The 15,277-nt window shown below is 54.3% G+C and carries 14 protein-coding genes; 9 read left to right on the forward strand and 5 right to left on the reverse strand.

The annotated features are described in order from the left end of the window. Window positions 1-28: 28 nt before the first annotated feature. From Q0X64_RS13230 to clpB, 4 genes are all read left to right on the forward strand, one after another. Window positions 29-865 carry a PHP domain-containing protein gene (locus Q0X64_RS13230; protein WP_297814050.1) on the forward strand — a complete coding sequence of 279 codons (837 nt, stop codon included), beginning with the start codon at window positions 29-31 and terminating at the stop codon, window positions 863-865. A gap of 43 nt (window positions 866-908) precedes the next feature. Next, complete coding sequence (locus Q0X64_RS13235) at window positions 909-1,532, forward strand: L-threonylcarbamoyladenylate synthase (protein WP_297814052.1); 624 nt, start codon at window positions 909-911, stop codon at window positions 1,530-1,532. A gap of 1 nt (window position 1,533) precedes the next feature. Then, window positions 1,534-2,208, forward strand: a complete 675-nt coding sequence (locus Q0X64_RS13240) for a lysophospholipid acyltransferase family protein (RefSeq protein WP_297814054.1) — start codon at window positions 1,534-1,536, stop codon at window positions 2,206-2,208. A 69-nt stretch (window positions 2,209-2,277) separates the two neighbouring features. Then, entirely contained in the window at window positions 2,278-4,863 is a 2,586-nt protein-coding gene (gene clpB, locus Q0X64_RS13245; RefSeq protein WP_297814056.1) for an ATP-dependent chaperone ClpB, read from the forward strand. 278 nt (window positions 4,864-5,141) lie between these two features. Here the strand turns inward: clpB and cynS are convergent, their stop codons facing one another. From cynS to Q0X64_RS13265, 4 genes are all read right to left on the reverse strand, one after another. After that, window positions 5,142-5,582, reverse strand: a complete 441-nt coding sequence (gene cynS, locus Q0X64_RS13250) for a cyanase (RefSeq protein ID WP_297814058.1) — start codon at window positions 5,580-5,582, stop codon at window positions 5,142-5,144. Window positions 5,583-5,653: 71 nt separating this feature from the next. After that, entirely contained in the window at window positions 5,654-6,499 is an 846-nt protein-coding gene (locus Q0X64_RS13255) for a formate/nitrite transporter family protein (RefSeq protein ID WP_297814060.1), read from the reverse strand. Between the two features lie 172 nt (window positions 6,500-6,671). Then, window positions 6,672-8,852, reverse strand: coding sequence for an EAL domain-containing protein (locus Q0X64_RS13260; protein ID WP_297814062.1), 2,181 nt, complete (start codon window positions 8,850-8,852; stop codon window positions 6,672-6,674). A gap of 42 nt (window positions 8,853-8,894) precedes the next feature. After that, a complete protein-coding gene (locus tag Q0X64_RS13265; RefSeq protein ID WP_297814064.1) occupies window positions 8,895-9,773 on the reverse strand; it encodes an SDR family NAD(P)-dependent oxidoreductase in 879 nt (292 codons plus the stop codon). 92 nt (window positions 9,774-9,865) lie between these two features. Between Q0X64_RS13265 and Q0X64_RS13270 the strand changes: the two genes are divergently transcribed. After that, entirely contained in the window at window positions 9,866-10,702 is an 837-nt protein-coding gene (locus tag Q0X64_RS13270) for a protein-glutamate O-methyltransferase CheR (RefSeq protein ID WP_297814066.1), read from the forward strand. Between the two features lies 1 nt (window position 10,703). Here the strand turns inward: Q0X64_RS13270 and Q0X64_RS13275 are convergent, their stop codons facing one another. Beyond that, window positions 10,704-11,405 carry a DUF4126 domain-containing protein gene (locus Q0X64_RS13275; protein WP_297814068.1) on the reverse strand — a complete coding sequence of 234 codons (702 nt, stop codon included), beginning with the start codon at window positions 11,403-11,405 and terminating at the stop codon, window positions 10,704-10,706. 67 nt (window positions 11,406-11,472) lie between these two features. Between Q0X64_RS13275 and Q0X64_RS13280 the strand changes: the two genes are divergently transcribed. From Q0X64_RS13280 to dut, 4 genes are read left to right on the forward strand one after another with little or no spacing between them, the layout of a single operon-like run. Continuing rightward, the gene (locus Q0X64_RS13280) at window positions 11,473-12,231 is read left to right on the forward strand and encodes a Nif3-like dinuclear metal center hexameric protein (protein WP_297814070.1); all 759 of its coding nucleotides are present in this window, start codon (window positions 11,473-11,475) and stop codon (window positions 12,229-12,231) included. An 18-nt stretch (window positions 12,232-12,249) separates the two neighbouring features. Continuing rightward, window positions 12,250-13,611: a YihY/virulence factor BrkB family protein gene (locus tag Q0X64_RS13285; RefSeq protein ID WP_297814071.1), complete on the forward strand. Its 1,362-nt coding sequence runs from the start codon at window positions 12,250-12,252 to the stop codon at window positions 13,609-13,611. Continuing rightward, window positions 13,604-14,830, forward strand: coding sequence for a bifunctional phosphopantothenoylcysteine decarboxylase/phosphopantothenate--cysteine ligase CoaBC (coaBC, locus tag Q0X64_RS13290; RefSeq protein WP_297814072.1), 1,227 nt, complete (start codon window positions 13,604-13,606; stop codon window positions 14,828-14,830). Before Q0X64_RS13285 ends, coaBC begins: the two co-directional genes overlap by 8 nt. After that, on the forward strand, window positions 14,802-15,257 hold the full coding sequence (gene dut, locus Q0X64_RS13295; RefSeq protein ID WP_297814074.1) for a dUTP diphosphatase: 456 nt from the start codon (window positions 14,802-14,804) through the stop codon (window positions 15,255-15,257). Before coaBC ends, dut begins: the two co-directional genes overlap by 29 nt. The last annotated feature ends 20 nt before the right edge of the window (window positions 15,258-15,277 follow it).

Consider the following 15,277-nt stretch of genomic DNA (forward strand, 5'->3'; position numbering starts at 1 on the left):
GGCTGCATTCTATCGTAAAATATAGGCTATGACCCAATACCAGTATGACCTGCACACACATTCGACCGCCTCGGACGGGGCTCTATCGCCGACTGAGCTGGTTGCCCGGGCAGCGCAGCAGGGTGTCACCCACCTGGCGCTGACCGATCACGACGGCACTGAAGGTATCGAAGAAGCCCGGCAGGCAGCGGCGGCGAAAGGCATTGAGCTGATTCCGGGGGTGGAAATCTCCGTCAGCTGGTCTGGCGGCACGGTGCATATTGTGGGACTGCAACTGGATATCACTAATCCGGCGTTGCAACAGGGCCTGTCGGGCCTACGCGACTACCGGCGTCAGCGTGCCCGCCAGATTGCCAACAAACTGGAAAAAGCGGGCATTCCCGGTGCCTTGGAAGGTGCGGCCAGGTATGCTTCGGAGACCATGCTGGGCCGGGTGCATTTTGCCCGCTTCCTGGTGGACAACGGCCACGCGACGGATATGAAAGACGTGTTTAAACGCTTTCTGGTCAAAAACAAGCCCGGTTATGTTAGTGGTCAGTGGGCCAGTCTTGAAGATGCACTGGGCTGGATCCATGCTGCGGGTGGTCAGGCCGTAGTGGCGCATCCGGCCCGTTACAAAATGACCAACAGCAAAAGACGACGCCTGCTTCGCGAGTTCAGCTCGCTGGGCGGTGCGGGCATTGAAGTCTCCTCCGGTAATCAGCATCCTGAAGAAGTCAGGGTCATGGCTAAACTGGCGCAAGAGTTCGAGCTGCTGGCCTCCTGCGGCTCTGATTTTCACAGCCCCGATCATGCCTGGATCGAATTGGGCCGAATGGTCACGATGCCGCCTTTTGTCACCCCCATCTGGACGCAGTGGCATTAAGCATGCAGGCTATGTCTGATAACAATAAACACAAGAGCACATCATGAGCCAGTATTTTCAGATCCATCCCGAGAACCCGCAGCTTCGCCTGATCAAACAGGCCTGTAATATTCTGGTAAAAGGCGGGCTGATCGTCTATCCGACGGATTCCGGTTATGCCCTGGGCTGCCATATCGGCGACAAAGCCGCGATGGAACGGATGCGACGCTTACGTGATTTGGATGCCGATCATAATTTCACGCTGGTCTGCCGTGATCTGTCGGAGCTGTCGACCTACGCCAAGTTTAACAATGCCGTGTTCCGGCTGCTCAAGGCACAGACACCCGGCCCTTACACCTTTATTCTGCCTGCTACCAAGGAAGTGCCGCGGCGACTCCAGCATGCCAAAAAGAAAAGCATCGGCCTGCGTATCCCCGAACATCCCATTGCGCTGGCTTTGCTGGAAGAACTGGATCAACCGCTGATGAGTTCAACCCTGATTCTGCCCGGTGATGATATGCCGATGACCGATGCCGGAGCCATCAGCGATGCGATTGGCAAACAGGTGGATCTGATTATTGACGGCGGGGCCTGCGGCGCCGAACCCACCACCGTAGTCGAGTTTTACGACGATATTCCGGAGATTGCCCGGCTTGGCATGGGAGACCCTGCCCCATTCCAGAGTTGATATGACCCTGAGCCTGATTATTCTGGGCCTGCTCATGCTGGTAGTGCTGGCAGGCTTATTCGCCGCCCGCGCCGACTGGGGCGGCCCGCACCTTAACTGGCTGGATGGCTGGGCCCGCCTGATATGTCGCTATCTGCACGGGCTCAAAAACCAGCCGCTGGATCTGCCAGACCGTGGCCCGGCCATCGTGGTGTCCAACCATGTCTCGGGTCTGGATCCGCTGTTGATGATTGCTGCCAGTCGGCGGCCTTTGCGTTTTCTGATAGCGACCGAGCAATATCAGCGCCGCGGCATGCACTGGTTGTTTCGCCTGGCCGGTTGCATTCCGGTCGACCGAAAAGGACGCCCGGAACAGGCGCTGCGCGATGCCCGGCGGGCGCTGGAACAGGGCGAAGTCATTGCTTTGTTTCCCCACGGTAAAATTCATCTTGATAGCGACCCGCCGCGGCCGATCAAGGGCGGCGTGTTACGCCTGGCAGCCTGGACTGGAGCGCCGGTCTATCCTGTCCGGATTGATGGCGTCAAAGCGGAAGGTAAAATCATGAGCGCCCCTTTTATTAAGGATCAGGTCAGGCTGACCCTGCATAAACCACTGTCGATTGAGCAGCCCAACTGCCAAAGCAGTCTCGCGGAAATCGCCCGCGCCATAGAGACGCCGGTACCGCTATCATCCTGATTTAAAGCTTGAAATTGGGATTGATTTGCCCCATTTGCTAATTAACTTACTTTTTTAAGGGACTTAGCGATGCAGATCGATAAATTAACCAGCAAGTTTCAAGAGGCCCTCGCCGCAGCACAAAGCATGGCGGTGGGCCATGATCATCAGTTTATCGAGCCGGTTCACCTGGTACTGGCGCTGCTGCAACAGCAAAACGGCAGCATCAAACCGATACTCGGGCAAAGCGGCGTCAATGTCCCTGCTTACCAGGCGGATTTGGAGCAACAGTTATCACGTTTGCCTACTGTTGAGGGGGCGAGTGGTGATATTCATGTCTCCAAGGATGTCAGCCGGCTGCTGAATCAGACTGACAAGCTGGCGCAAAAACGTCAGGATCAATATATTTCCAGTGAGTTACTGCTGCTGGCGCTGGTGGATGATAAAAACCCCGCCGGTGAAGCCCTGCGCCAGCATGGTGGCAGCAAGGCTAATCTGGAAGCGGCCATAGATAAAATGCGTGGAGGCGAGCGGGTGACCGATCCCAATGCTGAAGAACAGCGCCAGGCGCTGGAGAAATTTACCATCGATCTAACCGCGCGTGCCGAAGACGGCAAGCTGGATCCAGTGATTGGCCGCGATGATGAAATCCGCCGCACTATCCAGGTCCTGCAGCGCCGCACCAAGAATAACCCGGTGCTGATCGGTGAACCCGGTGTCGGTAAAACCGCCATCGTCGAGGGCCTGGCCCAGCGTATTGTTGATGGTGAAGTGCCCGATGGTATGAAGCACAAACGGGTGCTGGTGCTGGATATGGGTTCATTGATCGCCGGTGCCAAATTCCGTGGCGAATTTGAAGAACGCCTGAAAGCCGTACTCAATGATCTGTCCAAGCAGGAAGGCCAGATTATTCTGTTTATTGATGAAATCCACACCATGGTTGGTGCCGGCAAGGCCGAGGGCGCGATGGATGCCGGTAATATGCTGAAACCAGCGCTGGCCCGCGGTGAACTTCATTGTATAGGCGCCACCACGCTGGATGAATACCGTCAGTACGTGGAGAAAGATGCTGCGTTGGAGCGCCGCTTCCAGAAAGTCATGGTCGGCGAACCCACGGTGGAATCAACCATAGGCATACTGCGCGGTCTGAGCGAGCGTTATGAAGTGCATCATGGCGTTGATATTACCGATCCGGCCATTGTCGCTGCCGCGACCTTATCGCATCGCTATATCACCGATCGCAAGCTGCCGGATAAGGCGATTGATCTGATTGATGAAGCTGCCAGCCGTATCCGTATGGAAATCGACTCCAAGCCGGAAAGTCTGGATCGGCTGGAACGCCGCCTGATCCAACTCAAAATCGAGCGCGTGGCTTTGCAGAAAGAGAGCGATGAGGCCTCGAAAAAACGGCTGGAAACACTGGAAGCCGAGATGAAAAAGCTGGCCCGTGAATACACTGATCTGGAAGAAGTCTGGAAGTCAGAAAAAGCCGCGCTGCATGGCAGCCAGCACGTCAAAGAGGAACTGGAAAAAGCTCGCCAGGAACTGGATGCCGCCAACCGCAATGCTGATTATGAAAAAATGGCCAAGCTCCAATACGGCCGTATTCCGGAACTGGAAAAGCAACTGGATGTGGCCACCCAGGCGGAAATGCAGGAATTCACCTTGCTGCGTAACAAAGTGGGTGAAGAAGAAATTGCCGAAGTGGTATCCAAGTGGACCGGTATTCCGGTATCAAAAATGCTGGAAGGCGAACGAGAGAAACTGCTGAAAATGGATGACGCCTTACATGACCGCGTCATCGGCCAGGATGAAGCTGTTAGCAGTGTGGCCAATGCGATACGTCGCAGCCGTGCCGGTTTGTCTGATCCGCAGCGCCCCAATGGCTCATTCCTGTTCCTGGGGCCGACAGGTGTCGGGAAAACCGAGTTGTGCAAGGCGCTGGCGACTTTCCTGTTCGACACCGAAGAAGCCATGGTGCGCATTGATATGTCCGAGTTTATGGAAAAACACTCGGTGGCCAGACTGGTCGGCGCGCCGCCGGGTTACGTCGGTTACGAGGAAGGTGGTTATCTGACTGAGGCGGTGAGGCGTAAACCTTACTCGGTGATCCTGTTGGATGAGGTGGAAAAGGCCCATCCCGATGTCTTTAACGTCCTGCTGCAGGTGCTGGATGACGGCCGCCTGACCGATGGTCAGGGCCGCACCGTGGATTTCCGCAATACGGTGATTGTGATGACCTCCAACCTGGGTTCCAGCGTGATCCAGGAAATGGCCGGTGAGGAAAACTACCAGAAGATGAAGACAGCAGTCATGGAGATTGTCGGTCAGCATTTCCGCCCCGAGTTCATCAACCGGGTCGATGATGTGGTGGTATTCCACCCGCTGGAGCAGGAGCAAATCCGGGCGATTGCCGATATTCAGCTGGCGCAGCTACGCGCACGACTGGCCGAACGCGATATCAAAATGACACTGAGCGATGAAGCGCTGGATCTGATTGCTTCGGAAGGCTTTGATCCGGTTTACGGCGCACGCCCATTGAAGCGGGTGATTCAACATCAAATTGAAAACCCGCTGGCCCAGGACTTACTGGCCGGTAATTTCAACGCCGGTGATACTGTCAATGTCGAGGTGGAAGGCGACCAACTGGTATTCAGGGAGTTGGTTCTGCACTAAAAAAAAGGCCCCGCACCGCGGGGCCGTTTTTGCTTGAACATACTATTTCCCATCTCAGCCTTTGTGGTGATGGGCTTTAACCACTATATCGCTGATATAGAGGGTCCTGGTGGCGATTCAGCCGTCGATGGTGGCCGCCACAGGTAGGCAAACAGCGCAATTGGAAACCTTGTCTCTATCCGGTTTCCTGTCCAAATATGATTAGCGACTGCGTGTTTGTGTATTCAACTGCGGCGAGACACTAAAGCGGCTTCCCTGCCGCTGTTGCTATCAGCGTGTTACCAGGCCTTGTACGGCAGGAACTTGCCGTCCATGGTGACCACTACGCGATCCCCCTTGGGGTCTTCCTTACGCTCGACGGTCATATTGAAGTCGATGGCGCTCATAATGCCGTCACCGAATTTTTCCTGGATCACTTCTTTCAACGTCGGACCATAGACGCCGACGATTTCATACAAGCGGTAAATCAATGGATCGGTGGGCACCGCCTGATCCCAGACCTTGGTCGGGTATTTCTGCAGCGCCTGACCGACTTCGGCCGGCAGCTCCATAAACTTGCACAAAGCGGTGGCCTTGTCTTCCGGCATGCTGTTCATGCCCAGGCAGGCTGAGGTGGTCCAGACTGGTGACATGCCGATGGCTTCACCGATTTGGTCCCAGCTCAGTTCTTTGCTTTCTTTGGCCACGATAATGGCTTCTGTCATGGCGACTTTATCCATGTTGACTCCTTCAGATGCGAGAGAAACCGGCGCTGATGATCAGCGCCGGCAGAGGGTGAAAAAATCGGAAATTAAGCTTTAGCCGCTTCTGCTTCAGTGGCTTTGACTTTAGGGGTACGGGTCGCACCAGGTCTCAGGTGAGTGGCGTAGAGCACACTACCGGTCAGCAACAGACCACCGACCAGGTTGCCCAGAATGACCGGGATTTCATTCCAGAATAACCAGTCACCGACAGTGATAGGCGCGCCCATCATCATGCCCAGCGGGAACAGGTACATATTGACCACGGCGTGCTCGAATACCAGGCCAAAGAAAATCAGGATTGGCATCCACATGGCGATGACCTTGCCGCCTACGGTTTTGGAATACATGGCACCGACCACACCGATAGAGACCATCCAGTTACACAAAATGCCTTTAACGAATACGGTGAACCAGCCGGCCGCACCGTATTCAGCAAAGCCTAATGTGCGGGCTTCGGCAGCACCGGCAAAGGCTTTACCGACAGCGGTCGGCTCAGTGGAAAACGCCATGGTAAAAGAAATGGCAATCAGGGTAGCGGAGAACAAGGCACCCAGCAGGTTACCCAACGCCACCAGACCCCAGTTTTTAAACATGCCTGACATTGAGGCGCCCGGCCGTTTATCGAATAAGGCCAGCGGTACCAGAGCGAACACGCCGGTTAAAAGGTCAAATCCCAGCAGATTCAGAATACAGAAGCCGACCGGGAAAATGATGGCGCCGACAATCGGGTAGCCGGTTTGCACGGCGGCGGTCACGGCGAGGGCTACAGCGATAGCCAGAATGGCACCGGCCATAAAGGCGCGAAGCAGGACATCCCGCGGCGCCATAAACAGCTTGGACTCACCGGCATCCACCATGGTTTTCACGAATTCATTGGGTTTTACATAAGACATCAGGTTCTCCCATCAACAGTAAAGATAAGACAATAAGACACTGCTCTGAGATAATTGGCATATACTATGCCAAATTAATTATTTGTTTAAATACAGATGCTTAGTAAAATTGTATGTGGCGTGGAGAGGGAAGTTGCACCAATTTGAGAGCTGCGTGCCGGTGCTTGCACGATTATGACGCGGAATATTTTTCTTCGCTGTCAGCGATAGTGATATAAGCCTGTTGTTCGGAAGATGTCCAGGCTGAGTCCTCGGCAATGCTGGGTTCCGGGCGGCCGATGTAATAGCCCTGGGCATAATCGACACCGTACTGGCGTAGCAGCGTCAGAATATCCTTGTTTTCGACAAATTCAGCGATGGTCCTTTTACCCAGGCCCTTGGCCACATCGATCAGTGCTTTGACAAACAACTGATCGTCAGCATTTTTATCCAGATCCTTGATAAAGATACCGTCGATTTTGATCACATCAATCGGCAACTGACGCATATAGTTGAATGAGGCAAAGCCCACACCAAAGTCATCCAAAGCAAACTGACAGCCGAGTGCCTTGATGGCCGTCATCATCAGCTTGGCCTGATGCAGGTTGGAGACCGCGGCGGTTTCAGTGACCTCGAAAATCAGTCCGGCCGGGTCAACCTCGAATTTTTTGATCAGCTTTTTCAGCAGCGGCAGCAGGACCGGGGCATCGACAACCGAGCCCGACAGGTTAATAGCAAATTTCACTTGCTTTCCCGCCTTTTGCAGCTCACTGAGACGGCGGATGGCCTGCCGGATCACAAAGTGATCGATGCTCTGGATCAGGCCGACTTCTTCAGCAATTTCTATAAACTTGCCGGGCATGCGTACTTCGTCGCTGTAGCGGTCACGCATACGTATCAGCACTTCATAATGCTGAATGGCATTACTTTCAATATTGAGGATGGGCTGGTAATGCAGCACAAACAGGTTGTTCTCCAGCGCTTCCTCGATTTTGTGTTTCCAGAACACCCGGGTTTCCAGTTGTTCACGGGTCTGATCATCGGCAGAGAAAACATGATACGTGGCCTTGCCGGCGGACTTGGCCTTGTACATCGCCAAATCGGCAAACCCCAGTAATTCATGCACCGTGGCATCATGCAGAGGGAAGCTGACAATACCGATGCTGGTGGTGACTTTATGGGTGAAGGTGCCATATTCAAGCTGGATTTTTCCCAGCTCAGTGAGCAGTTTATTAGCCAGCGTGATGGCACCGTTCTGATCGGTTTCCGGCATTAACACTGCAAATTCGTCACCGCCCAGGCGGGCAACCAGATCGGTAAAGCGGGTTTCGCGCTTGAGCGTTTTTGCCACCAGTTTCAGCAGTTCATCGCCCGCCTTGTGGCCGCTGGTGTCGTTGATATCCTTGAACTGATCCAGATCCAGAAATAACAGGGCATTGCTGTGGGTATAGCGCACGGCAGTACGCAGCGACTTTTCAAACTCTTCGATAAATTTACGGCGATTGCATAAATCCGTCAGCGGATCATGCTCTGCCATCCAGACCACTCTTTTTTCCGCTTCGCGTTTCTCGGTCATATCGAGACCGACGGACATCAAAACGGCTTTGTTGGCATTGCTTTCCAGCCGCGAGTGCAGCCAGGAGATTTGTCGAATCTGGCCAGACTGGTCGATAAGCTCGGACTCCTGCTGAGCGATGGAGATGTTGCCGGCGGTGAGTTCATTAAACAGGGTCTTGGCTTCGGTCCAGTTACCGGCCGGGAATAGGCGGGCGGCATCGTCATCAATAACATCTTTGGCCTCAAAGCCGGTGATCTTGACGTCAAAATCATTAAACATGGTGATTTTATAGTTGCCATCGACGGTCAGGATAATCAGTTGCGCGGTGTCTACCAGGTTTTTGACAAAGTCACGCTCGCCCCGCAGTTCCTCGTTGGCCGCGTGCAGCATCCGGGCGCGCTGATTGACATTGTCATCGAGCTGTTCCAGCACGCTGGACAATTGCATGGAGGCAGTCTGCAGTTCACCGATTTCGCGCAGCCGGGTGTAACCCTCAACCGTCTCGAAAACGCGTCGGGCTTCATCATATTTTTTGGCTGAGAGTAGTGGCAGTGCATGGGTAATGCGCTCCAGGTTATCAAGCGGACGGGCCAGCGCCTGATAATGCTGAATCGCCAGCAGCGTAGCGAAGACAATTAGTACCAGCGCCGCTGCCGAGTAATAAAATAGGGTGGCCAGGAGATCAGAGTGAATCGGGATAATCTGGGTGTGAAACAGGTAACTGGATACCGCCAACGCCATCAGGCCCGCAATCAAGACGCTGAAAAAGGTCTTGAGTGCCGTTTGCCGCTGCAGACTATTACGAGGCGATGGCATCAGGAAAATCCATTTAACAGATTCTCAGACATAGGCTTGCAGCTATCTCCGTCCGGGACGTTTTTCACTATCAGACACTTTTCGCAAAACCCAGTCAAGCGCACGGTGCGGCAGCAGCCTTTTAAGACTGGCAAACAAATAGGTGGGAAAGGTCACATAGTAGCGGATCTTGGGACGGCGTGATTCAAAGGCATGCAGGCACTTGGCGACCACCGCATCGGGGGGCAGCGTGAATGGCGCTGCCGGGCCGGTTTTCTTCAGGCGCTGCTCCATGGCTTGGTAGATCGGCTGATGGGCGCTATTGTTCTTGTTGATGTGCTCTTGGTATTTGGCAAAAGCATTGGCGCGAAAGCGGCTGGTGATGGGGCCGGGTTCAATCAGGCTGATATCGACACCACTGCCTTGAAGCTCAAGCCGCAGGGTATCTGCGAGCCCTTCGATCGCATACTTGCTGGCATTATAAGCGCCTCGGTAGGCCAACGAGACCAGGCCCAGCACCGAGCTGTTGTAGACGACGCGGCCAAAGCCTTGTTGACGCATAACGGCAATAGCCAGGTTAGTGAGTTGCTGGGTACCCAGCACATTGGTTTCAAACTGCTCACGTAAAGCTGCTCTGCTCAGATCCTCGACCGCGCCCGGTTGGCCATAGGCAGCATTATTAAAAAGACCATCGAGTCTGCCATTGAATAAGCGCATAACTTCATCAAAAGCCCGGGCGACACTGTGTTCATCAGCCAGATCCAGTAACACGACAGTAAACCCCTGCTGTTCCAGCCGCTCCTTATCTTGCGGCTTTCTGACCGTAGTAATAAGGTTGTAGCCTCTGACGCGCAATATTTCTGCCGCGCGCAGGCCGATACCGCTGGAGCAACCGGTAATAAGCACATTTTTGCAGCGCGGGGGAGGGCTATGTGGTGACATGTATTTGCCTCTTTTATGGCGTTTGGGGTTAATGTTTTCGTTAGCAGGACGATAAATGCTATATGTTTTCTGTCTTTTAATCGCGGGCTGTCATGCTGCAAACCCAAGAAATCAGTAGTTATGATTACCAGCGCTTTCGGCGCTTTCTGGAAGAAGCCTGCGGTATTCTGCTGGGTGAAGGCAAGCAGTATCTGATTGTCAGCCGGCTGACCCGATTGATGCGCGATGAGAATATTGTCAATCTGTCGGCATTGATGGGGGCGATTGAGAGAGGTCAGCCGCGGCATCTGCGTGATGCGGTCATTGATGCCATGACGACTAATGAAACCTCTTGGTTTCGCGATGTCCAGCCGTTCGAAACACTTCAGCAAGTGGTGTTGCCGGAGATGGAGAAGCTGCGAGGCAGTCCACTGCGGATTTGGTCATCGGCCTGTTCATCCGGGCAGGAACCCTACACTATCAGCATGATTCTCAGCGAATACTGTCGCAAAACATCGGCTTCCAGACTGGCTGCCAGCCAGATTATTGCTACCGATATTTCCGCCTCCATGCTGAGCCAGGCCAAGCAAGCGCAGTATGAAAATGTGGCGCTGGGGCGGGGCTTGTCGGATGACCGACGAAAGCAGTTCTTCAGACATGAGGGTGATAGCTGGCGGGTGGTGGATGAAGTCAGAAACCGGGTCAGTTTCCGTGAACAGAACCTGCTACAGGGCTTCAGCACGCTGGGCAAGTTCGACATTATTTTCTGTCGCAATGTGCTGATCTATTTCTCGGCTGAACGCAAGCAGGATATTTTGCAGCGCATGGCCCAGTCACTCAATCGGGGCGGCTACCTGTTTCTGGGCGCATCGGAAACTATCAGTGGCTACAGCGATGCCTTTGAACTGGTGCGCACGCCGTTTAGCACCATTTACCGTCGCAAGGATTAGCTCAGCTTCGCTTGTCTTCAGCGTCGTTATGATGCTCGACAAAAGGAGGTTTCGCTTCAGGCTCATCAACCGTTGGCTTAATGTCACCATCAACAGCTGGCGCAGGATCACACAGGCCCAGCCAACTGCCAATTCTGCGGAACATGGCTTTAAGCAGACGCCAGAGCCGGGGCAGTAACCAAACCATCAGTATCACGAACACCACCAGCGCAATCAGAAACAGCACAGGATGATTAAGCGCGGTCCACAAACCAGCGATAACCAGCAGATCCTCACCCACAGAGGCGCTCCAGTTGCTGACTGGTTCGGGTGAGGTATTGATCAGCAGGCGCCCGCCGGCTTTAGTGGCATGACTGCCGGCAGCCAGAGAGCCGCCGACCAGCGCGGCACTGAGTTCTACTGCAGGAGTGACATCGCCCACGGCGCTGGCCGCCAGCATGGCACCGGCGGGGATGCGGATAAAGGTGTGCAGGCTGTCCCAGCCCGAATCGACGCCGGGGACTTTATCAGCAAAAAACTCGACGCAATACATAAAGCCGGCCGCGGTCATCACCAGCGGATCGCTCAGCACCTGCAGTTCTTCAGGTAGCACGATATTGCCGGTCAGGCCCATGTAACCGAGCATAAATATGGTGGCATACAGATTGATACCACTGGCCCAGGCGGCCCCCATACTGAGCGCAATAATATTGACGGCTTCCATACTGGTCTTCCTTCTTTTGCTATAGTGACGGCTTACTAACCTTGAGACCTTAGACAGGAATAGTTTGATGATAACCCGAACAGAACTTCTCGCCTATCTCGACGAGACGCTGGAGCCGGGCCGGTTTCAGGATTACTGTCCCAACGGACTACAGGTGGCGGGTAGACAGGAGATATCAACGGTTATTTCCGGTGTCACTGCCAGTGAGGCTTTCCTGCAAGCCGCGATCGAGGCTGATGCTGATGCTGTTCTGGTTCACCACGGCTATTTCTGGCGTGGTGAAAATCAGCGCGTGACCGGTATGAAACAGCGTCGCCTGAAACTGCTGCTGGAAAATGATATCAATCTGATTGCCTACCACCTGCCGCTGGATGCGCATCCCCTGCTGGGGAATAACGCGCAACTGGCACAGGTTCTCGGTCTGGAAATTGATGGCAGAATGTCCGGTACCGGCGAGCCGGCGATCGGTGTTTGCGGTTGCCTGCCAGCGCCTCAGTCATTGTCTGCTTTTGCCGGCCATATTGAGCTCAAGCTCAATCGAAAACCGCTGGTGGTGAAAGGACACGAACGGCCGATTAATACGGTTGGCTGGTGTACCGGTGCCGCCCAGGGCTTTTTGCAACAAGCTGCCGAACTGGGGCTGGATGCGTTTATCAGCGGCGAAATTTCCGAACCGACTTTTCATACGGCAAAGGAGTTGGGGATAAACTATATTGCCGCCGGTCATCACGCGACCGAACGTTATGGGGTTCAGGCACTCGGCGAGGAACTGGCGCAGCGCTTTAATATCCGTCATCATTTCATTGATATTGATAACCCGGTCTAAAAGGAATACAGCCCGAGTATGATGCAGCATTATCAAAAACAAGTGGAAGCTAAGCTGGAACAGCTTCGTTATTTCCTGGAAACCGGCCTCTGGCAGGATATCCCGCCGCAAGCCAATCCACTGAAAAAACTGTGGCTCAACTTCCTGCGTGTGACCTACATCATGATCAGGGAACTGGCGACCGGTGAACTCAACCTGCGGGCCATGAGCCTGGTGTTTACTACCCTGCTGTCGCTGGTACCGCTGATTGCGGTGGCATTTTCGGTGCTGAAAGCCTTCGGGGTTCACAATCAGATGGAGCCGGTTTTGTTGGGGCTCTTGGAACCACTGGGTGAACGCGGGCCGGAAATTACCGCCAATATCATCAACTTTGTGCAGAACGTCAAAGTCGGCGTGTTGGGCTCGGTCGGTATTGCCATGTTGTTCTACACCATTATTGCGCTGGTGCAGAAAATCGAAAATGCCTTTAATTTCGTCTGGCGGGTCAAACGCTCGCGTTCTCTGGCCCGGCGTTTTACCGATTACCTCAGTGTGGTGATGATTGGCCCGGTACTGGTGTTTTCTGCCTTGGGTCTGGCCGCCACCGTACTGAACCATGAAGTGGTACAGTCAATGCGCCAGATAGAGCCGTTCGGCACGCTGATTTTTGTCGGTACCAAACTGCTGCCTTACGTGATGATTATTCTGGCGTTTACCTTTCTTTATAAATTTATTCCCAATACCAAGGTGAAGCTAAGTCCTGCCCTGGTCGGCGCCACCGTGGCCGGCGTGTTGTGGATTTCCATCGGTACGCTGTTTGCCTCTTTCGTGGCCTCATCATCGAATTACACGGCGATCTACTCCAGTTTTGCCATACTGTTTTTCTTTATGATCTGGCTCTATCTGGCCTGGTTTATTTTGCTGACCGGTTCTCAGGTAGCGTTTTATCTGCAGCACCCCAAGCTGGTGCAATTGGCCGGTAAACCACTGACTCTGAGCCCAAGGCTGCGGGAAAGAGAAGGCCTGTGGTTGATGGCGGTCATTGCCAAACGATTCTGCAATAAGCAGCCACCGTTGACCGTGCAGCAACTGGAAGAGCAGACCGGCCTGACCAATAACGCCCTTCAGGACTTGCTCACCAGCCTGGAGAAAGGCGGCTTGCTGGTTGAACTGGCCGGTGATGAAACCCGCTATGTGCCGGCCCAGGATCTGGATTCGATTCGGGTGGCGGCCATTATGCATTGTCTGCGCACGGCGGAAGAGAACGGCAACTTCAATCTTAAAAACCTTGCTGATAAGGGCGTGACGGAGCTATTGCAGTCAATCAGTGATGCCCAGTCCGAAGTAGTGAGGGATATCACCCTGAAGCAACTGGCCCAGGAAAAAATTAGCCATGAGTGACAGTCCGCTGGCCGGAAAACAGATCGTGGTCGGCGTCAGTGGCAGTATTGCGGCCTATAAAAGTGCTGATCTGATCCGGCGTCTGCGCGACGAGGGCGTTGAAGTCCGGGTGGTGATGACGCAGGGCGCCACTGAGTTTATTACGCCTCTGACACTGCAAAGTCTCAGTGGCCACCCGGTTGCAATTGAGTTACTGGACGCCGACCAGGAGTCGGCGATGGGCCATATTGCACTGGCTCGTTGGGCAGACTGGATACTGATTGCTCCGGCCAGTGCTGACACGATTGCTCGCCTGGTGCAGGGGCGAGCCGATGACTTGTTGATGGCCCTCTGTCTGGCGAGTGAAGCACCGATCGCCGTGGCACCGGCAATGAATAACAAAATGTGGTCCAACCCGGCCACCCAGGATAATCTGAACCAGTTACGCCAGCGCGGCGTGCAGCTTATCGGTCCGGGCAGTGGTGACCAGGCTTGCGGCGAGCAGGGCGAAGGCCGCCTGCTGGAACCGCTGGACATTGTCGCGGCGATGAAACAACTGGCAGTACCCGGCCTTTTGCAGGGAAGACATGTTTTGATCACCGCAGGCCCTACCTATGAGCCAATCGACCCGGTGCGTTTTATCGGCAACCGCAGTTCCGGCAAAATGGGCTTTGCTATGGCGCAGGCCGCTCAGCAGGCGGGGGCGGAAGTGACCCTGATTGCCGGGCCAGTCGCTTTATCAACCCCGAGCGGTGTTCGGCGGGTGGATGTGGAGACGGCCGAGCAAATGCGTGAGGCGGTACTGCGCTCTGTGGCTGGCAAGGCTATTTTTATCAGCTGCGCCGCGGTTTCAGATTTTCGTCCGCTCAGCAGTGAGAGCGAAAAGATCAAAAAAGCCACTCATGACACATTGATGCTGGAACTGGCACCAACAGTGGATATTGTTTCTGAGGTAGCAACTGGCGACAATAGACCGGACTTTGTTGTGGGGTTTGCTGCAGAAACCCGTCATGTTGCCGATTATGCCCGTGACAAACTGAAGCGCAAAAAGCTGGATATGATCGCCGCCAATGAAGTCGGCGAGGGCAAGGGCTTTGCCGCCGACGACAACGCCTTGCAGGTGATCTGGGCCGATGGCAGTCAGACACTGCCTTTAGCGCCGAAACCGCAGCTGGCACGTGATTTAATGACTCTGATAATAAGACAATTCGATGCAAAAAATTCAACTGAAAATTCTTGACTCACGACTGGGTGACAGCATTGAGCTGCCCAACTACGCCACCGAGGGATCGGCGGGGCTGGATCTGCGTGCCTGCCTGGACGAAGCCATTACTTTGCAGCCGGGAGAAACCACATTAATCCCCACCGGGCTGGCTATCCATATCGACGATCCCAGCCTGGCTGCTGTGCTGCTACCGCGTTCCGGTCTGGGCCACAAGCATGGCATTGTGCTGGGCAACCTGGTGGGCCTGATCGACAGTGATTACCAGGGCCAGGTCTTTGTTTCCTGTTGGAATCGTGGGCAGCAGGCATTTGAGATCAATATCGGTGAACGTATCGCACAGATGGTGTTTGTGCCTGTTGTCCAGGTGGGCTTTGAGCAGGTCGAGGAATTTAGCGCCTCAGAGCGCGGCACCGGCGGTTTCGGGCATACCGGCAGGGACTGATGCAAAATTAAAGGAAGGGT

Origin of the sequence: uncultured Methylophaga sp. (assembly GCF_947259025.1) — a bacterium.
Classification (GTDB): domain Bacteria; phylum Pseudomonadota; class Gammaproteobacteria; order Nitrosococcales; family Methylophagaceae; genus Methylophaga.